This is a genomic window from Rhizobium esperanzae (genome assembly GCF_002204185.1).
Classification (GTDB): Bacteria; Pseudomonadota; Alphaproteobacteria; order Rhizobiales; family Rhizobiaceae; genus Rhizobium; species Rhizobium esperanzae.
On record NZ_MXPU01000014.1, the window covers coordinates 76,248 to 96,200 of the forward strand.

At 56.2% G+C, this 19,953-nt stretch carries 14 protein-coding genes and 2 pseudogenes; 3 read left to right on the forward strand and 13 right to left on the reverse strand.

All coding sequences use genetic code 11. From position 1 onward, the window contains the following. Window positions 1-306 precede the first annotated feature (306 nt). The 3 genes from B5E41_RS20645 to B5E41_RS20655 all read left to right on the forward strand — a co-directional run bounded on the left by B5E41_RS20645 (window position 307) and on the right by B5E41_RS20655 (window position 5,052). Entirely contained in the window at window positions 307-963 is a 657-nt protein-coding gene (locus B5E41_RS20645; RefSeq protein ID WP_183621733.1) for an SDR family oxidoreductase, read from the forward strand. Between the two features lie 183 nt (window positions 964-1,146). Then, window positions 1,147-3,663, forward strand: a complete 2,517-nt coding sequence (locus B5E41_RS20650; RefSeq protein ID WP_088395853.1) for a methyl-accepting chemotaxis protein — start codon at window positions 1,147-1,149, stop codon at window positions 3,661-3,663. Between the two features lie 270 nt (window positions 3,664-3,933). Next, on the forward strand, window positions 3,934-5,052 hold the full coding sequence (locus B5E41_RS20655; protein ID WP_088395906.1) for an ABC transporter substrate-binding protein: 1,119 nt from the start codon (window positions 3,934-3,936) through the stop codon (window positions 5,050-5,052). A 329-nt stretch (window positions 5,053-5,381) separates the two neighbouring features. On the opposite strand, the gene B5E41_RS31810 is transcribed toward B5E41_RS20655, so the two are convergent. The 13 genes and pseudogenes from B5E41_RS31810 to B5E41_RS20715 all read right to left on the reverse strand — a co-directional run bounded on the left by B5E41_RS31810 (window position 5,382) and on the right by B5E41_RS20715 (window position 19,881). Beyond that, window positions 5,382-5,528 (reverse strand): hypothetical protein, encoded by a 147-nt coding sequence (locus B5E41_RS31810; RefSeq protein WP_176439444.1) that lies wholly within the window; start codon window positions 5,526-5,528, stop codon window positions 5,382-5,384. Continuing rightward, window positions 5,508-5,828, reverse strand: a pseudogene (locus tag B5E41_RS20660) (IS6 family transposase); the annotation flags it as partial. The gene B5E41_RS31810 and the pseudogene B5E41_RS20660, both read right to left, overlap by 21 nt. A 43-nt stretch (window positions 5,829-5,871) precedes the next feature. Further along, a complete protein-coding gene (locus B5E41_RS20665) occupies window positions 5,872-8,586 on the reverse strand; it encodes a sensor domain-containing protein (protein WP_088395907.1) in 2,715 nt (904 codons plus the stop codon). A gap of 175 nt (window positions 8,587-8,761) precedes the next feature. After that, window positions 8,762-11,029, reverse strand: coding sequence for a methyl-accepting chemotaxis protein (locus B5E41_RS20670; RefSeq protein WP_088395854.1), 2,268 nt, complete (start codon window positions 11,027-11,029; stop codon window positions 8,762-8,764). 271 nt (window positions 11,030-11,300) lie between these two features. Further along, window positions 11,301-12,332 (reverse strand): AraC family transcriptional regulator, encoded by a 1,032-nt coding sequence (locus tag B5E41_RS20675; RefSeq protein WP_176439448.1) that lies wholly within the window; start codon window positions 12,330-12,332, stop codon window positions 11,301-11,303. 328 nt (window positions 12,333-12,660) lie between these two features. Next, window positions 12,661-12,823 (reverse strand): annotated as a pseudogene (locus B5E41_RS32685) (IS6 family transposase); the annotation flags it as partial. Between the two features lie 6 nt (window positions 12,824-12,829). After that, a complete protein-coding gene (gene ribB / locus B5E41_RS20685; RefSeq protein WP_088395855.1) occupies window positions 12,830-13,633 on the reverse strand; it encodes a 3,4-dihydroxy-2-butanone-4-phosphate synthase in 804 nt (267 codons plus the stop codon). Window positions 13,634-13,648: 15 nt separating this feature from the next. After that, window positions 13,649-14,158, reverse strand: a complete 510-nt coding sequence (locus B5E41_RS20690) for an NADPH-dependent FMN reductase (protein ID WP_040140080.1) — start codon at window positions 14,156-14,158, stop codon at window positions 13,649-13,651. A gap of 16 nt (window positions 14,159-14,174) precedes the next feature. Then, window positions 14,175-15,191 (reverse strand): ABC transporter permease, encoded by a 1,017-nt coding sequence (locus B5E41_RS20695; RefSeq protein WP_088395856.1) that lies wholly within the window; start codon window positions 15,189-15,191, stop codon window positions 14,175-14,177. A 12-nt stretch (window positions 15,192-15,203) separates the two neighbouring features. Further along, window positions 15,204-16,172, reverse strand: a complete 969-nt coding sequence (locus B5E41_RS20700) for an ABC transporter permease (protein WP_088395857.1) — start codon at window positions 16,170-16,172, stop codon at window positions 15,204-15,206. Beyond that, the gene (locus B5E41_RS20705) at window positions 16,172-17,731 is read right to left on the reverse strand and encodes a sugar ABC transporter ATP-binding protein (RefSeq protein WP_064843758.1); all 1,560 of its coding nucleotides are present in this window, start codon (window positions 17,729-17,731) and stop codon (window positions 16,172-16,174) included. Before B5E41_RS20705 ends, B5E41_RS20700 begins: the two co-directional genes overlap by 1 nt. A 537-nt stretch (window positions 17,732-18,268) precedes the next feature. Then, window positions 18,269-18,667: a GFA family protein gene (locus B5E41_RS20710; RefSeq protein WP_040140084.1), complete on the reverse strand. Its 399-nt coding sequence runs from the start codon at window positions 18,665-18,667 to the stop codon at window positions 18,269-18,271. Window positions 18,668-18,669: 2 nt separating this feature from the next. Next, entirely contained in the window at window positions 18,670-19,881 is a 1,212-nt protein-coding gene (locus tag B5E41_RS20715; RefSeq protein ID WP_088395858.1) for an LL-diaminopimelate aminotransferase, read from the reverse strand. Window positions 19,882-19,953 lie beyond the last annotated feature (72 nt).

Sequence of the window (19,953 nt, forward strand, 5' to 3'; positions counted from 1 at the left end):
GGCGAGACCAAACCGGCGCGCGCCAAAGACCTCGTGAAACCGGATCGATGGATTGTCCGTCGATCATCTTCCATGTCCTCTTGGCTTGGGGTCGGAGAGGCGGGAGACAACGTAATTTGGAGATAAGTGTGTGGTGGTCTCCCTGTTGAGATACGAACGAGTTGCTAGATCTCACGGTTTCACACATGGACCGTTTTCCGCGTGAAACCAGGATCTAAGACTCACAACGCTTGCCGGACACCGCCGACGGAAGGGTTTATCGAAGGAGGACAAACCGATGCCGGCTCTCATGCAGGCAAAGTATGCGTGTTGGTGGGCGCGTCAAACCCGGTCGGTTTCTGTCTTGCGCAGTCTTTCCTCGAAACTGGCTACCGTGTCGCCGTAGGTGACCTCGACCCTTCAGACTTCAGTTCATTAACCGCAGTCTCGGGGACGAATTTGTTTCCGGTTAAGGTCAATTTGAATAGGGACGTGTATGTCAATTCAATGGTCGATCAGGTCTACCTACGCTGGAGCCGGGTCGATATTCTGGTGAACATAGCCTTCCGTCGCCGTGAATGCGCCGAACCGCTTTCCGCTACGGATCTTGGGCTTGATGCCGTCTCCAACCTGATAAGGGTGACAAGTGCTTTCGGCTCCCGCCTCCAGGGAGAGGAACTCGCTGTTGTGAATATCGCCTGGTTCGACGAGAAGTCGCTGCTAGAGGCCGACCGCGAAGCTGTGCTCCAAGCGGCCTTACGAACTACGACGAGTGCGATGGCGAAGAAGTATTTCGACTCGGGGCTTCGGATAAACGCTGTTCATACCAGAAATGCGCGTTCTACATCTTACGTTCAAAGTGAGACGCTTAGGACACTTGTTCAAGCTGTCCAATTCCTCGCAAATCCAGAACTGTCTGGAAAGCTCACGGGGAACGTCCTGCACATCGACCTGAAACCTGACGATAGTCCTTTCCGACGATAATTCGAGAAGACATTAACCTGTCGTTAAGGTTGATAGTTTGAGCGTCAATTCGACGTGGAAATCCTAACAAGATGTAAAGCACTTTGCATTTCCGCAGTCGAACTTTCTTCCTCTTCGTTTAGGTCGAATAACTAAAACTCCAGAAATGGGTGGCAGTGCCCGCTTTAGTCATCTGGAGGTTTTATGTTCGTCGATCGCTTGCTATCCGCTTTCAGCATCAGAGCGAAAGTCTTATTAGTACTGGTGCCGCTGGTCATGATCCTGGCGGCCGTCGGTGTCGTGAGCCTACAGGCGACCGGATTGCTGCAATCTCGCCTTCGGCTATCGAGCGAAGTTCTCGAGACTTTGAGCGGATTTCGGGACGTCTCTGAGAGCATGAACCGGTTTTTGGCGCAGAGTTCTACGGAGAACCGTGATGAGGCCCTGGCAAGTCTAAGGGGGCAGGGCGCCACGATGCTGTCGCTTCAGGAAGTCGCCACTGACGTTGGTAGTGACACTCGTGCTCTTGAAAGCAGTGAGTCCGCGATGTCCGCGATTTCTGACAGCATGGACCGCATGTGGTCCCTGCACAACGATGAGCTGTCCATTCGTCGTGACGTTGCCGCAAGCTTGACCGAGATCAAGCAGGTCGCGGCCGACCTGAAGCTGGCCGCGGTTAAAGTCCGTGCGCAGGTCCGCAACCAGGAAAACTCTGGCAAAACGATGCTCAGAGAGGCTACCCGCTCAATCGACACGGCGGCAATTATGCAGCGGTTGTCGGAAAATTTGGTGAATCTGCCGGCCAGCGCGATGCAAACCCCCGAGGCACAGCAACAGGCGCTCATGATCAAAAAGGCGATGAAAACCGTCAAGCGCGTCGTTGCAACGGGCGATGGTGGACAAGCAGTCGCAAACTTGGAACAGGCAATCTCCAGCGTCGTCGCCAATTCCGGGCTGGATAGCGCTTTCCTTCACAGCCTAGGGATCGACCTTAGTGCGTTTGCCCCGCGACTGCGAGATGACGCCATACAGCATATGATCGAGGGAACCCACGCAGTTCGAGCCTTGGATAAGCCATTGGCGGAATCGGAGACGCTCATTGCGGCAGTGGCATCGGTAGGCCAGGATGCCGATTCGATAGAGATTGAGATAAACAACCTGTTGCGGGCGGCCAGCACTGAAAACCAGGAGCGACTCATTGAGCAGCTTACGAAACTGACTCGTGACACCGTAGCGGTTGGAGGCGTAGCCGGTTCATTGCCAGACTTCCCCAAAATGGAGGAGGTCCTCTACTTACAGGGGGATGCCATCGAACAGAATACCGAGAAGTTGGTCAAGATCGCGGAAGGGCGGCAGGCGCAATACGCAGAGGCGGATAAAACCGTCCAGTCGATATGGAAAAATCTCGTGTCGTTCGCGTCGACTCAGGAACATGACGCTCACCGGGAAAGTGATTTCGCCCGACTATTGTCCGCAGCTGCTACCGTCTCCGGTGTTTTGGTCGCCCTCTTGGCCGGAGCCGGCCTGATGGTGACATTGCGCGCTCCAATCGAACGGATCGCAAGGCGCATGCAGGGGCTAGCGACCGGTGATCTTCAATCAGACATCGTTGGCTGCCAGCGGAAAGACGAAATTGGCGATATGGCTCGCGCCCTTGAAGTTTTTCGCGGAAATGCGGTCTCGAAGCTCGAGGTTGAAGCCCGCGCGCAAGACGACCGTAAAACGGCTGATCAGGAGCGAACGGATCGTGAGTTTGAACGTGCTCAGCTTGAGAAAGAAGTGTCCAGCGCTGTACAAACACTCGGGGAGGCACTCTCTAGATTGGCGCGAGGAGACATCTCGCAGACCATCGACCGCCACTTCCATCCCAATCTCGAGCAACTGCGGCGTGACTTCAACCACTCACTGTGCGTCCTCAGGGAAACCGTGTCCCATATCGACGAAAACACCCAACAAATCAAATGGGGAACCGACGAACTTTTCAAAGCCTCTGATGATTTGTCACGACGGACTGAACGACAAGCTGCTTCTCTCGAAGAAACCGCAGCAGCCGTTGAGCAGGTGACTGCGACGGTGAGGAACTCCTCGGAGAATGCCTGCGAGACACAAGCGTTTGTTTCTGCAGTCAAGGAACATGCAGAGGGCGCGGCCATCATTGTAACTGATGCTATAAGCGCCATGGCACGAATTCAGGATGCATCTTACAAGATCGGTCAGATCATAGGATTGATCGATACGATTGCATTCCAGACGAACTTGCTTGCGCTGAATGCCGGCGTTGAAGCAGCTCGTGCCGGCGATGCTGGAAAAGGCTTCGCGGTCGTTGCACAAGAAGTACGCGAGCTTGCCCAAAGATCGTCAGCCGCAGCGCTCGAGATCCGGCAGTTGATTTCAGAATCTTCGTCAGAGGTGGCCGTCGGTTCGGATTACGTCGGCAGGACCGGGGAGGCTCTGCACAGTATAGCGGCATCAATCGTGCAGATTTCTGATCGCATCGACCAGATTGTGAGTTCCAGCCGCGAACAAGCGAGTTCGCTGGCTGAGATCAATAACAACGTCAATGTTCTTGATCAGGGGACGCAACAGAATGCAGCCATGGCTGAGCAGACAAACGCTGCAACGAAGACGCTTTCTGATCAGACTATCGAACTCAGCGAACGGCTTGCTGGGTTCAAGTTGACAGATGATAGGCCGGCTCATCGGGTAAGTCTCGCTGCATAAGGCAGCCGTAGTTAGATTCGAAGCATTCCGATGGCGCGCCATGCGGCCATCCAATCGAATGAAGGTCACATAACCGAGCGCACGATTTTGGTTCGATGCGCCGGTCTCTCTCCTGGTAGCTCTTTGTCGCTCTCCGTCGCGCAGGATTCAGTACGGCCGGGTCAACCTAAAGACAAAGAAACTATCTTCCAGTGCTCAGACTTTGAAAGGTGTCTATCCGTGTGCGTACGTGAGTTGATTATTGGATTTTTTCTCGCCGCAACGCTGGCCATGCCGCTGACGGTGAAGGCTGGTGGGCTTAGTGAACTGCCACGGGAAGAGCGGAAGACCTACGAGTTATTGGACCCGCGGTTGCCCACGGGAGAATCTGTATTTCGGAATTTCAGAGCAAAGCGAGCGCCACCGTGGAAAATTGGTTACGCCTCGAGCTACGCTGACAACACATGGCGTGCGAACGTCCTTGATGAGTTTACAAATGAGCTTCTGCCGACTTTTAAGAAGGCTGGGCTGGTATCCGAGCTCGTCGTTACACAGTCCAATCTCGATGATAACGCCCAGATCAGCCAAATGCGGCAGATGGTAGATGATGGTGTCGACGCCATAATCATATGCTGCTCCAACCTTACAGCGCTCAACCCGACAATAGAGTACGCCTATTCGAAAGGCGTGCCTGTTATCTCATACTCCGGTTATGTGACGTCGCCGTTCGCAATCAATGCGACAGAGAATAACATGCAAGGCGGTTTTGAGGCGTCAAAGTGGTTGGCGGAAGAGATCGAAGGCAGCGGCAATGTGTTGCTTGTGTCCGGAATCACTGGCTTCGCCTCCTCAGACAGCTTCCAGGTCGGCGCCACAAAAGCCTTGGAGTACTATCCCGAGATCAACGTCGTCGGACAGGTTGACGGGAAATGGACAGACAGCGTCGCACAATCAGAATTGCAGAAATTTCTCGCCGCTAACCCTGGCCGAATTGACGGTATTATTGTTCAGTCGGGAGCTGAGTCTGGTGTGATCAACGCCGTCCGCCAGTCCGGGCGCGAGATAGTGCCGATCGTGCTTGGCGGAGAGGCTTCGGCATCATGCTTCTGGCGTAAGAATCCTGAATTTGTAAGCAGGAGCTTTCACTTCTGGCCGCCGCGCTCCGAGGCTCGTTTCGTATGGGACGTGATGATGCGCACTCTGGAGGGCCAAGGTCCGAAAATACAGTCCATTCTGCGACCGGCAATTCCTTACACGATCGATGATGTAAAAGCGGATTTGCCAGCCGATTGCGATCTCAATAGTGAAGACTGGCTCGAACCGAAGGATGCAGCTTGGTGGACTGATGACGCTGCCGCTAAATATTTCGACAATCCAGCAGATCCGCTTTCTTGGAGGCCAACAAACTGATCTTGCACGCTGTATAGGCTGCGAAACGCTACCCCGCCCGGCCTGGGGCGGGGTTGACGACATGGGGGATGCCGCTGGTCGCGTCAGCAGGAATTCTAGAAACAATCCGGTTCCGAAGGAACGACGATGTGCCCGGCCTGGGCACTCTCGCCCCGGATGCTGGGCATATTCTACTGGGCTATCACTGATCCTGTTCCATAATGTTGATTACCTGATTTTCGCTAAGCCTCTAGAATCATTGTATAAAGGTCACTTTCCTGCGCCCCCATTGGCGTGAAAATGACGGTCCGCCCTCGTCCCTCACATCGGAACATCAAATTCCGTGACGCTTATGCTTCGGCCTCGAGCGCATGCTTCACGCGCACAATCAGCAGCGCCACGGCAACAATCACGATTGGAATGGAAACAAGCATCAGCAGCAGGCTGATGTGCGGCCCCCATGGCCGCCCGGTATAGCGGTGGCTTTGTATGAGCACATCCAGAACAAATCCGTCCTGATCTAGGGTTCGCCAGAGCCAGTGCTTCTTGTCACGGAAACGGCCTCATCCAGATGCCACTTGTGGCCGAGCCGACCGGAACTGCGGCGGCGAATGTCGTTGGCGAAGGTACGACCAAATTTACCTGCCCGCAGGCGGATCGTCTGGTGCGAGACAATGATTCCACGAGCGGCCGGCATGTCCTCGACCATCCCAAGGCTCAAAAAGGGAAACGGAGATAAAGCCACACTGCGTGGGCAACAATTCAGCAGGAAAGCTGTGGCGGCGATAAGTGGTCACGGTCTGTCATGCTCAATCATCGCACAGCGAATCCCAAGGTCCGTTAACGTTTCGATGCCTCGGGGCGTGCGTTTGCGACGAGAAGTTCGGACTTCGGGACGGGCTTACTATAGTAGAACCCTTGTGCCACAGCGCAGCCGCTTTCAACCAAGAATTTTTCTTGATCGACCGTCTCCACGCCCTCAGCGACCACATTTTGCCCTAGGCAGCGCGCGATCGAGAGAATTGCCTTCACCAGTTCTCTACTTCGCTTGTCTGATCGATTGATGAATGACCGATCAATCTTGAGGGTATCAATGGGAAAGTTAGCCAAATAGCTCAGAGATGAGTAGCCGGTGCCGAAATCATCGATCGCTATGGAAATTCCGCTCGCATGCAATTGAGAGAGTGTCGTCGAAACGCCCTCGCAGTTGTGGAGCAGGAGACTCTCAGTTATTTCGACCTCGATCCACTCCGCACGACAACCGGTTTCCTGCAATACGTCCGCCACCGTTTGCGACAGATGCGGGCATTGAAACTGCTTAGGAGACAAATTTATCGCGATCTTGTGCGGGGGCAGTCCATCTGCATTCATGATGGCAGCCGTGCGACACGCCTCATGCAGCACCCATCGTCCGAGATCGATGATCAGTCCGGTTTCCTCGGCGACACCTATAAATTCTCCCGGAGGGATCATTCCCATCTTCGGATGATGCCATCGAAGCAGTGCTTCTGAACCGATCACCTTTCCGTTGTCTAATAGGACCTTTGGCTGATAATGGAGTTCAAGTTGCCCACGTTTCATAGCCAGGCGTAGGTCTGATTCTAGCGCCAGGCGCTTTTCAGCCCCAATCGTGAGATCCCTTGAGTAGAAGCGGAACTTGCTACGCCCCGAGCGCTTCGCTAAATACATCGCAGAATCTGCATATTTCACCAAATCGTCGGGAGCGTCGCCGTCATTTGGGAATACCGATATCCCGATGCTGCAGGATACAAAGATCTCCCTGTCGGAAAGCATGAAGCGTTCGCCGAATGCGGCGAGCATTCTGCTGGCAATTTGAGCCAAATCGTCATTGTCCTGAACATTCGGCAGCAAGACTGCAAATTCATCGCCACCGAGTCTCGCCACGGTGTCGCTGGCGCGGACGCCCTCTTTCATGCGTGTCGCCACCTGCCGCAGCAACTCGTCACCGACGGGATGTCCCATAGTGTCATTGATCGCTTTGAAATGGTCCATGTCGATCAGCATCACCCCGGCTCGCTGGCCCGCCGAAGCCGCGTCCCTGATCATCTCGCGTAGCCGTTCATTGAAAAGTGTCCGGTTAGGGAGGCCGGTCAGAGAATCGTAGAATGCCATCTGATGGATTTTCTTACGGGACGTGTCCAGTTCGGTGATATCGCGGGCGACGCCGAGAATCCCCATCAGCTTTCCCCCCGTGAATACCGGAACCTTACGTGTTTCCAAAAGCGTTGATCGACCATCCTCGTGAGCGGTGAACCGTTCCTCATTGATGAGAATACGGCCGGCTTGCATGGCCTCCTCATCCTTGTCACGAAAAAACTGGGCGAGTTCGGGCGTAAACAGATCATAGTCCGTTTTCCCAACGATTTCCGCTTCTGCCTTGCCGACCAACCCTTCGAAGGCATGATTGCACAACAGATATTTGCCTGTTACGTCTTTCAGCCATACCATATCCGGAATGGTCTGCAGGACACTTAGGAGGCGAGCCCGAGCTTCAATAGTTGTGCCCTCGGCGTGCTTCCGTTCGGTAATATCGCGAGATAGCACCAGAAAAGTGATGGTTGAGTGGTCACTGCTTGGTCGCTTTGCCACTGACAGTTCAAACCAACGGGATTCGCCGTTTGGTAGGGCTATACGGACACAACGACCGTAGGAGGCGCCGGTTTCATCGGCTTCTTCAAGAGCCAGCATAGCGATGTCGGCCTGATCTGGAGGGAGCACATCGCGGACAAGCTTACCGAGCAGCACTTCTTCTCGCTGCGCCAGGAACTCCTGATTCCTTGCCCAGACCTGCAGGTAGCGACCGTCGGCATCTACCTCGAACAGAACGTCAGGAATGGCGGCAATAATTCCCTCTGCGAATTCAAGAGCCTCTTTGAGATCATGCTCCGCACGTTTTCGCTCTGTGATGTCCAACATCGCGCCAACCAAGCCGATCCTGTTACCGGCGATATCAGTGATCGCTGTTTTGCTGAGTAAAAGATCAACGACACCACCATCTTCGGCGGTGGCCTTTGCTTCATATTGCTGAACACCGCCATTTGCAAAAAGCGCCTCGTCCAAGGCTGCATACGTCTCGGCTATGGGTGCGGGTACCAAATCGAAGACGGTTTTTCCGATAATATCTCCCTTTGAGCGGCCGGAGAAGCTTTCGAAGGCCCTGTTGCAACCAAGGTGTATCCCATCTCTGTTTTTGAAGAAGACGGGTAACGGGATCGCGTCGAGTACGACGGCACTGGACATCTCTTCGGCGTTGAATGGCAAGTCGACGTTTGTCGCAGGATGCCGGGGATTCGCCCGAAAAGCCCTCTCAAACGGTTGCTTCAGACTTGCGACATCTGCGTCGTGACCGTGCGAGCGCCGGACGACGGAGGCTTCCGAAAATGGCGGTGCCGTGCCCGTAGCAAGCGGAGGGCTGGCATTGACCGCGTTGCGGAAGGCGCCACGCCCCTGGTTGATTTGAGCATCAGTCGCCATCTCGGCTTCCACAGGCTGTTCGGGGCGGGATGTGCGTGCCGATTGACGTACGTGTTTCATGTGCCTGTCCTGCTTTGTCACGTGGCTGAGCATCATGCGTCAAGCCAGCTTTTTGTTAGGACCGCACAAGTCATTTGGCGGGAGTACCATGCCGCTACCCCACCGGGATATCGCTCTCATTTAGAATCATCAAAGATGCGTATTTGACTGTCGTCGGGGACGCCGCCCATGCGATTTAGAACGCTTGCCAATCATCGTTCGAAGGCGCGAGCGCCAGGTTACCGCGGCGCATCGGATAGTTTCCGCGGTCGACCCTTGTCTGACCGGCCGGGGACATCTTTCCAAGTTCGCCCGTCACCGTCTGTGGCTGGAAATCCGCGCTCTTTTCTTCGAAGTGGAAATGTCTCAACAACGCGGCGAGGCTTTGGCTCTCTTGGGCGAGGTGTGATCCTGCAGAATTCATCTCCGCGACCATGTTCGCATTTTCTTGAGTGGCATGGTCCATATGATTAACCGCGCCGTTGATCTCGCGCAGGCCCGACGATTGTTCCTGGGAGGCTGTTGCGATTGCGTCCATATGAAGATTTACATCCTGCACAAGCTCTTCAATCGTTCTCAGGCCCGATCCGGTTTCGCTCACGAGCCTTACGCCCTCGTCGACGGCCAGAGCTGAATTGCCGATGAGATCCTTGATTTCTTTCGCCGCTGTCGCTGAGCGCTGTGCAAGCTCCCTGACCTCCTGGGCAACAACCGCAAAGCCTTTTCCCGCGTCGCCAGCACGCGCTGCTTCGACGCCGGCGTTCAGCGCCAGGAGGTTCGTTTGGAAGGCGATCGCGTCGATGACGCTAATGATCTGCGCAATCTGTTTAGAGGAGCTTTCAATGCGGTTCATGGCTCCGATAGCATTGCGCACAACGCGACCGGACATTTCCGCATGATCTCGCATCTGTCGGACGGCTCCGCGCGCCTCAGCCGTCCTCTTTGTCGTCGATACAACGTTGGCGGTTATTTCCTCCAACGCGGCTGCAGTTTCCTCGAGCGAAGCTGCCTGCTGCTCCGTGCGTCTTGAAAGATTTTCAGATGCGGCCGAGACGCCCGAGCTGCCATTCGTGACCGTTTCGACTGAATGACCGACGGTAACAAGCGCGTCCCGGAGCTGACGAATGGAAGCGTTGAAATCCCTGCGCAAACTTTCAAACTGTGGCGCTAGCGGCTCCTCAATCTCATAGATCAAGTCTCCATCCGCCATCCGCTTCAACCCGGTTGCCAATGCCGTCGTCGCTCGGACGAGGCGCTCTTCTGCTTCTTTTTCCGCCCTTACCTGAATATCCCGCTTCTCTTGGTCAGAACGAATGCGCTCAGCTTCCGCGGATGTCTCCAGGTTATTTTTCTGTATGGCCGAGCCGCGGAAAAACTCAAGGCAACGCGCCATGTCCCCGATCTCGTCGCGTCGGATCGTCAAGGGTACCGGCGCCGACGTATCGCCTTCTGCGAGTGCCTTCATTCGGCTTGTCAGAGTCCGAATGGAATTTGAAATTCTCCGAACGACCGAAATGCACAGAACGAGTACCGTAGACATGATCAGAAGCGTGGCGCCGGTGTAGCCGATAAAGGCATTGCGAAGATCGGCGTACCGCTGAAATGCCATCTCGTCCAGTTTGTCGCCGGTGCGCATTATGAGCTCGGTCAACAAAGCAGCCCGTTGTTGAGTAATTTCATTCCATCGATCCAACATCTCGGGGGGGAAGGAAACGCCCGGCTGGTTCGCATACATCTGATCGCGAACGCCCGCGATGAACTTGCCTGCGGCGCTGGCCTCGAAGTCGTCATAAGATTTGACGAGATCGGCAGGGAGAAATTCGTGCATCGTGGGCACATAAAGCTGCTTTAGATTTTTTGATTGTAAGAGGGACGAAAATAGATCGAAGGACATGGCTGAATTTTTGATGAAGGCTCGGCCGGGCCTGATCTCCAGCAAACTAGCTTCCGTGATCTGCATCAGCGCGTGAAAACCGGTAATTTGGCGTGCCAAATCCAAATTATTGACAGTCGCCCCAGTGCGACGGACGAGCTCCAAACCCGCAACGGCAGCTGGGCGCAAGGCAACGGCTCCCTCCGCCTCGCCCGCCGTTCCGTCATCGATGCGCCGGCGGAAGCTATCGATATTGTCCCGCCTTTCACGAATGATCTGCACTGCCCGTTCTATGGCCGGATCGTCAAATGCCTTTTTCCAAGAGTCGTAAGCGGAAAAGACCGCTGTAAAAGCCCTGTCCGATGCGGCTCGCTTTGCCCGACGGACGTCGGCGCCTGCAAACGCTTCCGCCGCTATAGCCTGGGCGAGGAATCCGCCTTCCCGCCCAAGTTGCTGCGTTGTTTGTGCGCTTCGGAACATAGAATATTCGTGGTAATATCCCAGTGATGTTGATACTCCGATGAGTACGAACGCCGTCAACGGAATAATTGCCAAAATCATTAAAAGTAGGGATAGCGGCAGTCTGGACATACGTTCCTCATGGACTATAAATTACACCGGATTCCATTAGCGACGCGGTCAAGAACATTGTGAAATCGACCGCTACATATGAGATGAGCTCGGCAGACTTACCATATGATTAACCCCTGTACTGATTTGAAACTGCGTTGCGCAGATCGGAACATCGTTGCGTTCAGGGGATCATCTGCAAGACAGATCTTGGGCCGAGCCAGTCGGTTTGCTGGAGAGTTCTGTTGCTATCAAGCCTCGAAGACGGTCGAGCGCGCTGACTGATCGTAGATCAGTCGGCGCAATCCGCCTCTGATATACGCAATGTTTCAGAGGGATATACTCCATAGCGCTTGCGATAGTCCGCAGAAAATCTGCCTCTATGAATGAAGCCCCATTTCAGAGCGACCTGCTTGACCGAGATGCCAGGCTCGCCTGTCATCAGTTCCTGATGCACTGATTCCAACCGTAGGTGCTGCAGAAATGCCAGAGGGGTCGTATTTCGGAAGTTGCGAAAACCGCTCTGAAGAGTGCGTCGGCTCACGCCACAAGCCGTTGCGATTTCCTCAAGAGATAGCGGCCGAGCAATATTGGCACGCATATAGTCGACCGCCCGCTTAACGGCCTTGGGTAAGGGTGGTTCAGCAACGCGGCATAACTCAGGTGAGTAGCGATGCTGCGCAGCTTCGATCAAAAGCTCTATCGTCGTTTCGGTGAGGTGATTAAGTGCTATCGGCGATTGAAGGAGGGTTCCGTCTCGTAATCCAGCATAAAGCGCTGGTACCAGTTGCACCAAAAGGGAGCCGAACCCGACCGATAGGTCTATTTCTGGCGAAAAATCGAGGCTGCCTCTTATTGGCGTATTGAGCCGACGTGCTAAACGGCGCGTCAGCTCATCATGGGAGATCCTAAGACCCAAATGTTTCCTAGGCCCAATGAATTGGGTTGTACTCGCCGACATACTGTTCACGAAAACGCCACGCCTTCCCTCTGACAGGATTTGTCTGCCGTCCACGGTAACGACCGATCGCCCATATAGTGGAAGCATGATAATGTTTGCCTCCGCCGGTCCCTGGTGCTGGACCGTTAGGTCGCCCTCGTAATGCGCGGCAATAACTGCAATCGGGCCATTGGTAATCGCATGTATATCGTAGGCGATCGTCTTGTCGCCCTGTACATGCGCTGGAGATTGCGGGGAAAGCCTGGAAAGCGCTTCCGCGAGTTCCTCGCTGCAAGTGCCTTTGAGCGAGAAATGGTCAATCTTGGAGGGGACACTCTCAACTCTCCACATCATCACTTCCTTCCCGAAACGGTTTCCAAGCATGAGGTCGGCCTTTCGCCATCGACGGGCGAACAGGGCAATTGAGGGGTTGCAGCCGGTCACTTCGCCGTCACTTCGACGGAAATCTTAGACTTAAGGGCGAAGAGGCGAGCCCATGACGCCGGTCGATTTTGTCAGTAATGCGCGAGCAATTTGGGCCCATAGGTTCATCGCTTCTACTCCCAGTTCGCGACGATGGCTCGTGGTGAGGTCATGGGGTGGGGTGTGGAACAGGGTGGAGCCGAAGCGCTACATCCGGCATGAACTCTCGTTTTACAGCGTGGTAGGATCGAAGCTTGTTGTTGGCGAAGGTATGACCAAATTACTCTGCCCACAGGCGGATCGTCTGGTGCGAGACAATGATCCCAGGACCGGCCAGCATGGCCTCGATCACCCGCAGGCGCAAAAGCAAAACGGAAAGAAAGCCACACCGCGTGCGCAATAATTTCAGCAGGAAAGCGGCGGGGGCGATAAAGCGGGTCACGGTTTGTCATGCCCAATCATCGCACAGCGAACCCAAGGTCCGTTCCCCCCGTTGGCACCTGCGAAACGCGCTTTTCTTGTGCTGTATCAGAGACTGCGAACGCAGTAGTTCCGCTCTCCCGGTGGGGGCATGTAGTACGTCTGCTTGCCAGATACGAAACATTCGACAGCGCCGCCGCCGCGCCCGCGTCCTCTAAACGAGGGCCGCGTTCATCGATCTCGCGGCAATAATCGATCAGGGCTTCGATGGTCACCATGAGAAGGTTGTGGCGCGCGGCGAATTCGCTGAGTTCGGGAAGACGCGCCATAGTGCCGTCGTCGTTGGCGATTTCGCAGATAACACCCGCTGGCTCGAGCCCGGCGAGCCGAGCGAAATCCACCGCGGCTTCCGTATGGCCGGGGCGTCCGAGAACACCGGACGGGTTTGCCCGCAGGGGGAATATGTGGCCTGGCCGGGACAGGTCCTCCGGCATCGTCGATGCGTCGGCAAGCGCCCTGATGGTCTTGGCGCGGTCTTCTGCGGAAATACCGGTTGATACGCCTTCTATCAGGTCCACCGAGACAGTGAACGCCGTCTGCATGGAATCCGAGTTGCGCTCCACCATGAGCGGGATATCCAGTTCGTCCAACCGGTCCCCGTTCATCGGCACGCAGATCAGGCCGCGCGCATAACGCATCATGAAAGCAACATGATCATTCGTCACCTTGTCCGCGGCAACGAGGATGTCGCCTTCGTTTTCCCGGTCTTCATCGTCCACGACGATGATCATCTCTCCGGCGGCGATTGCTTTAACCGCGCTCTCGATGGAAGCAAAATTCATGTTCTTCTCCTTGAACTAAACATGGCCCAGAGTGCGTGCGAGTTGGCGGTCGACCCGCTCCCGAAGTTCCGCAGACGGTGCCGAATCCGGGAAGTCGCTGTCCATCGCATAGATGAAGTCACCGCGAATCTCGGCTTTGAAGAAGCCCATCAATGAACGCAAGTGAGCCTCGACATGCTCGCCATGGGCCTCGGCCTTACCCGTTGCGAATATCGAAACGGGTTTCCCCTGCAGAGCTGTCATTTCGAAGAGGTCGAAAAGATGCTTGAGAAGACCGGTCATCGAGGACTTGAAGACCGGTGTCCCCACAACGAGGACGTCTGAAGACTGGATTGCGTCAAGAACGTTCGCAAGTTCAGCAGGAGCCTCCGAACGCCACAGGGTGGTTCCTAACACCGGGAGCACATCGACCAGGTCAAACAGATATCGGGCGTAGCCGGGAGGGGCGCTCGAGAGTGCATATTCCCCGAGCGCCCGCGTCTTGGAGGGGCGCGAGACATTGCCGGTTATCGCGACAATCTTCATTTTGCCGGCCCTCCGATCAGATCTGGTTGCGGATATGCGGGGTACGCGCATAGACGGCCACCATCGGCACGATCAGCAGACCCACGATCGCCTGTTGCGCGGCAAAGCTGAGGCCGAGCCCAACCAGCAGAGACGTCAATATCGTCAATACGAGTACCCCGAGAACGGTTGCCCCGTATCCGCCTGCGCCACCGAGCAGCGAGGTGCCGCCGATCACAACGGCCGCAACGGTGGTGAAGAGGTATGGATCTCCGACGCCAACGAAGCCGCCGCCGGAAAACCCGAGCAGCAATACGCCCGTCAGTGCCGACATCGACCCACTGATACCGTGAATGCTGGTCCAGACCTTGGTTTCGGAAATGCAAAGCCGTGCCGCTGCAGTCCTGCTGCCGCCGACGGCGTAGATGGAGCGGCCGAACCATGTGTTATACAGAGCCCAGATGGTGACGAGCGTGACGAGGAGCCACACCAGTACCACTGGCGGCAGGGGCAGCCCGAAGGTCTTCCCGTTGAACGCGGCGATATTCCGGAGCCAGTCCGGTACGGGGGCGAAAACCGTTCCGCCGTAGTCGGAACCGATGGAGGTGTAGAGTTGTACCGCGCCGACAAATGCGAAGCCGACCCCAAGGGACATGATGAGAGCCTGGCCCTGCAGCTTGAAGCTCAAAAAGCCGTTCGCAAGCCCGATTGCTGCTCCCAGGAGAACGACCGCTATCACGGCCAGCCAGGCAGGCATCCCGGTGACCAACAGGCTTGGGAAGAGAATATTCGCTCCCCCGATGACATATGGAATGGAGAGATCAAGCGCGCCAACCATGGCACATAGCGTCTGTCCCAACGATGCAAGCCCCAGGAAAGCGGCAAGCAGCAATATCGAACGCGCGTTACGGGGCGAGATAAACCCCGGAACAAGGATCGTACCCAACACGAGAAGTGCGGCAAGCAGACCAAAGCCAATTACGATGCTGCGCTGAAGCTTTACCGATCGTCCTGTGATTTGGCTCATCGTCTGTTCCGTTGTGAGTGAAGTCATTACCAGTCCTCTCTAGAAAGCCGTGCGCCGGGCCGTCATGAATACGTTGACGAGGAGCGATGCCACGAGGATCAGGCCGAAAGCCATTTGCGTCACGAACCCCGTCACGCTTCCGAAGCTGAAGGCGGAAAGCAGGTACGAGATGAGGAACATGTTCAGCGCACCAAGCGTGGCCCCCAAAGCTCCTCCTCTCCCGCCAGCCAGGTTTGCGCCACCGAGCACCAGGGCGGTAACCGCCTGGAGCGTGTAGCTGCTTCCCTGGGTAGGATCGCCAGAAGAGATCAATGCCGTATAGCTGAGCGCGGCAAGGCCGACGAAGACGCCGCCGAGGAGATGGGCGCAGATGCGTACGGTGTCGACTTTCACCCCGCTCGTGTAGGCCATCCGTTCGTCAGCGCCTGTCATGCGAAGGTGGGAGTAAAAGGTGGTCCGGCGCATAACGGCCCAAAGAGCCAACGCCGCCAAGACGATGATCAGCACCGGAGATAAGATCGTCGTTCCTGCTCCCCACGTCATCATCCAGTCCGGCGCAACGCCGCCCGGCCTTGACATGACCATGAGGTTCAAGCCTGAAAGGACGAGGAAGCTGGAGAGCGTGACGATGATGGGGGCGACCCGGACGTAGATGATGATGAGCGCCTGCAGCAACTGATACAGTGCGCCGACTGCCACCACCCAGCAAATCACTGCGAGCGGAGACGTGTAACCCCTTGCTGAGAGCCAGCCGATCAGGGTGACGTTCACGAAACCCATCAGCGGGCCAACGGAAAGGTCGACCGAACCGCGGCCTGCCATCACGATCGGTGTCAGGGCCAGCGTCGTGAGGATCAAAGGTGCTGCGACGATGATTGCTCCGCCCATTCCGGTTGCGGTGAACAGCCGCGGCGAGAGCACGGCTGCGGCGACGAGCAACACTCCGAAAAGAACGAGCGGTACGGTCAGCGACCTGTCGAGCGCATGAAATCCAAAACGTTGCGACATCAGTGTGCCTTTCTCTCTTTGGAGAATTCCATGGTGTCGGCAACCGAGCGGCCGAACATTGCAGCGAGAATGGTTTCTTCGTTGATGTCGGGGCCGTCGAGGGAACGATGGATGCTCCCTTTGTGAAAGACATCAACGCGATCGGCGAAACCGAGAAACTCTTCGATCTCGCTTGAAAGGTAGATTACCGAGCCGCCACCTTCGGCAAACAGCCGAAGCTCGCGATACAGGTCGCGTTTGGTGTTGAGGTCCACGCCTCGAGCAGGGTCGTTAAGAACGATCACTCTGGGATCATTGGCGAAGGCACGACCGATCAGGACCTTCTGCTGGTTACCCCCGGAAAGGGACGTAATGCGGTTGTCCGGGTGCCCGATCTTGACGCGGAGCCGCTCGACCTCCCGGGCAAACGTCTGCTTCAGCCTTTTACGCCTGATGACACCGAACGGCCCCAGGTTCTTTTGGTAGATACCGATGGCGAGGTTCTCGAAAATGCTCTGCTGTGGGAAAATTCCTTCCCGCTTCCGGTCTCCGGATACGTACACAATGCCCTTATTCGCGGCGTCGTCGAGCGTGCTGACTTTGACGAGACCGGTGCTTTCCCGATCCAGGATCCGGACCTCCCCTCCGAACGGCGACATAATCCTGGCGACCAGTCGCACGAACGCGTCCTGGCCCTGGCCGTCCAGACCCGCAACGCCCACGATGGATCCCTGCGGAAGGACGAAGTCGAAGGGTTGCGATGCCTCTTGGGGGCGCGCGCCATGCACGGAAAGAACCTCCTTGCGATCACCCGACAGGCCCGCTGCAGACGTTGAAGCGGCGGCGGAAATCTGGCGGTCTTGAGGGGTCATCATGCGGAGGAGGTTCGCCTCGGTGATCTCGGATTTCTCAAGGACACCGACGGTGAAACCGTCTCTCAGTATTGTCGCCCGGTCGGCGATACGGACGAGCTCAGCGATGCGGTGCGTGACGATGATTACCGCGCACCCCTCGGACCGGAGCCGATCGATCTCTTCGTGGAGCCGGACGGTCGCGTCGAGATCGAGTGCAGCCGAGGACTCGTCCAGGATCAAGACCTTGGGTTTCCTCAGGACGGCGCGGGCGATAACGATCCATTGCTTGATGCTGAGCGGAAGATCACCGACGTTCTGCCTGAGATCGATATGCTTTCCGACCAGGCGGTCCAGAAGGCTTTGCGCAACGCTTCCACGTTCCTTGGAGGATTTCCGAAGCGAGAACAGGTCCTCGCTTCCCACGAAAAGGTTGTCGAGGACACTTGCCTCATCGGCGACAAGGACTTCCTGGAAGATCGTAGCGAGACCAACCTCTTTGGCATCGACTGGCGAGGTGATGGACTTGCCAAGGATTAGGACAGATCCTCCATCGGCAGCGATAACGCCGGACATGATCTTCGCCATGGTGCTCTTGCCGCTGCCATTCTCGCCAACGATCGCGTGCACCTCTCCTGCCCTGGCGACAAAATCGCATTTCTTCAAAGCCTTCGTTTCGCCAAACGATTTGGCAACGGCCGTCATGCTTACGGCGACGTCATTCGTCATGCCCATCCTCCCTTTAGGCAGCAGCAAATCGCGCCAGGGCATCCGATGCCCGGCCTCTTGCTGGATTGTGACTGCCGTCTTTGAATGCTCCGAGTACTCACCCGGCGAACAGCAGAATGACAGATTGTCTGCTAATCTGTCAATAGAGACGTCGTGCCCTTGTCGGGATGTCGAGTTGGTTTCGATGAAATCACGATGATATGGTCGCTAGACGCCCCGATATTTGCGAAAGCGCGTTGCCACGCACCTGACGTCCGGTCAGTGGTTCTCAACCGGAACTCGTCCGCCAGATCGGAAGCGATCTGGCGGCCTTCGCTATCAAGCCAAGACCAAAGCGCTGTTGAAGGTGTCCGGTCATGGGAATTACCATCGCACCCACTCCGATGAAGGCGACCGTTTCAATTGGGGGATACATCACAGCCCAACTCCACGCTTCGAACGCGGCAAGTGCCACTCGATTTAGCCCCTTCACGGGGGTGCCCGGGCAAACCGCACTCATTGTCGATCAGCCCATAGGGGTGCGCAACCGTGAAAGGATCACGGGAATTCTTCGAAGTTTTCCTTCGCGGGGTCGTGGGCAAGCCACGGCCTGGCGTGGGACAGCCAGACGTTGGACATAGGAACTGAACCAGGATCAGTGTCAAAAGTGCCTGCCCGCAGCACCTTCATCTCCGGGTTGGCAGGCCGTTCGGCATAAACGTGCGAACCACACCGTGAGCAGAACCACCTCAGTTTTCCAGGCGTCGACTCAAAGCTGTGAAGGACGTCATCGCCGGAAATCAGATTAAAGTTCTCACTCTTCACCTTGGCGGCAGTGTTATGATCGGCCGCATGGGACTTTCTGCACGTCTGGCAGAAGCAGTTCCACATCGGGCCGTCCAGTTCCGACACTTCGTACTGGACCGCTTTACATTGGCAAGATCCGAGGATCGGCATCTTCAAAATCCTTTCATTGCTTTATCGAGTTGTGGCGGTCGCGCGCTCGCGGAAAGCCACCGCTTCAGGTTTCGTGCAGCCTGCCGGATTCTGTCTTCATTCTCCACGAGAGCCAGCCGTACGAATTCGTCACCCATCTCGCCGAAACCGATACCAGGCGAAATCGCGACCTGTGCCTTCTCGAGCACGAGTTTCGAAAACTCCAGCGAGCCAAGGTGTCGGAAATCCGGAGGTATCTTAGCCCATGCGAACATCGTCGCCGCAGGAGCTGGAACGTCGAAACCGGCATCGGCAAAGGTCTTCACCAGTGTATCTCTGCGCGTCTTGTAAATGTCTCGGGCCCGCGCGGCGTCCTCCCCGTCCGAGTTTAGGGCATGAGCGGCGGCGACTTGGATTGGCGTAAATGCTCCGTAGTCCAGGTACGATTTCACGCGCGTCAACGCCCGGATGAGCCGTTCGTTGCCCACCGCAAACCCAACGCGCCAACCGGGCATAGAGAATGTCTTCGACATCGAGGAGAACTCGACGGCCACGTCGATCGCGCCGGGGACTTCGAGAACAGACGGCGGCGGCGGACCGTCGAAATAGATTTCAGCGTAGGCGATATCCGACAGAACGATGAGATCGTGCTTCTTCGCGAAGGCGATGACGTCCTTATAGAAGTCGAGCGTCGCGACGCGAGCGGTGGGGTTCGACGGGTAGCTTATGATGAGCGCCAGAGGCTTCGGTACCGAATGCCGCACCGCCATTTCGAGAGCTTGGAAGAAGGTCTCATCCGGCTCGACCGGTACCGACCTTATCACGCCCCCTGCCATGAGAAATCCGAACGTATGAATCGGATAGGAAGGGTTCGGACAGAGAATGACATCCCCGGGGGCGGTTATGGCCTGCGCCATGTTCGCAAACCCCTCCTTGGACCCGAGCGTTGCAACAACCTGGGTATCCGGATCAAGCTTCACATTAAACCGGCGGGCGTAATACGCAGCCTTGGCGCGGCGAAGCCCGATAATGCCCTTGGAAGCCGAATAGCGGTGCGTGCGCGGATGCTGCACCGCTTCGCATAGCTTGTCCACAACCCAGCTTGGCGTGGGAAGATCGGGATTGCCCATTCCAAGATCGATGATGTCGACTCCGGCCGCGCGCGCGCTGGACTTGAGACGGTTCACCTGGTCGAAGACGTAAGGAGGCAAACGCTGTATCTTGTGGAATTCCAACTTCTGGCTCCTTATCGTAGGTCCTCCGCGCCGACGGATGAAGCCGGCGCGGAGGTCGCTGGACAACTTGGG

Bases quoted from the DNA above. Each gene is read 5' to 3' on its own strand.
- B5E41_RS20650 (WP_088395853.1), top strand. From the start codon at position 1,147: ATGTTCGTCGATCGCTTGCTATCCGCTTTCAGCATCAGAGCGAAAGTC.
- B5E41_RS20655 (WP_088395906.1), top strand. From the start codon at position 3,934: ATGCCGCTGACGGTGAAGGCTGGTGGGCTTAGTGAACTGCCACGGGAA.
- B5E41_RS20665 (WP_088395907.1), bottom strand. From the start codon at position 8,586: ATGAAACACGTACGTCAATCGGCACGCACATCCCGCCCCGAACAGCCT.
- B5E41_RS20670 (WP_088395854.1), bottom strand. From the start codon at position 11,029: ATGTCCAGACTGCCGCTATCCCTACTTTTAATGATTTTGGCAATTATT.
- B5E41_RS20675 (WP_176439448.1), bottom strand. From the start codon at position 12,332: ATGCTTGGAAACCGTTTCGGGAAGGAAGTGATGATGTGGAGAGTTGAG.
- ribB (WP_088395855.1), bottom strand. From the start codon at position 13,633: ATGAATTTTGCTTCCATCGAGAGCGCGGTTAAAGCAATCGCCGCCGGA.
- B5E41_RS20690 (WP_040140080.1), bottom strand. From the start codon at position 14,158: ATGAAGATTGTCGCGATAACCGGCAATGTCTCGCGCCCCTCCAAGACG.
- B5E41_RS20695 (WP_088395856.1), bottom strand. From the start codon at position 15,191: ATGACTTCACTCACAACGGAACAGACGATGAGCCAAATCACAGGACGA.
- B5E41_RS20700 (WP_088395857.1), bottom strand. From the start codon at position 16,172: ATGTCGCAACGTTTTGGATTTCATGCGCTCGACAGGTCGCTGACCGTA.
- B5E41_RS20705 (WP_064843758.1), bottom strand. From the start codon at position 17,731: ATGACGAATGACGTCGCCGTAAGCATGACGGCCGTTGCCAAATCGTTT.
- B5E41_RS20710 (WP_040140084.1), bottom strand. From the start codon at position 18,667: ATGCCGATCCTCGGATCTTGCCAATGTAAAGCGGTCCAGTACGAAGTG.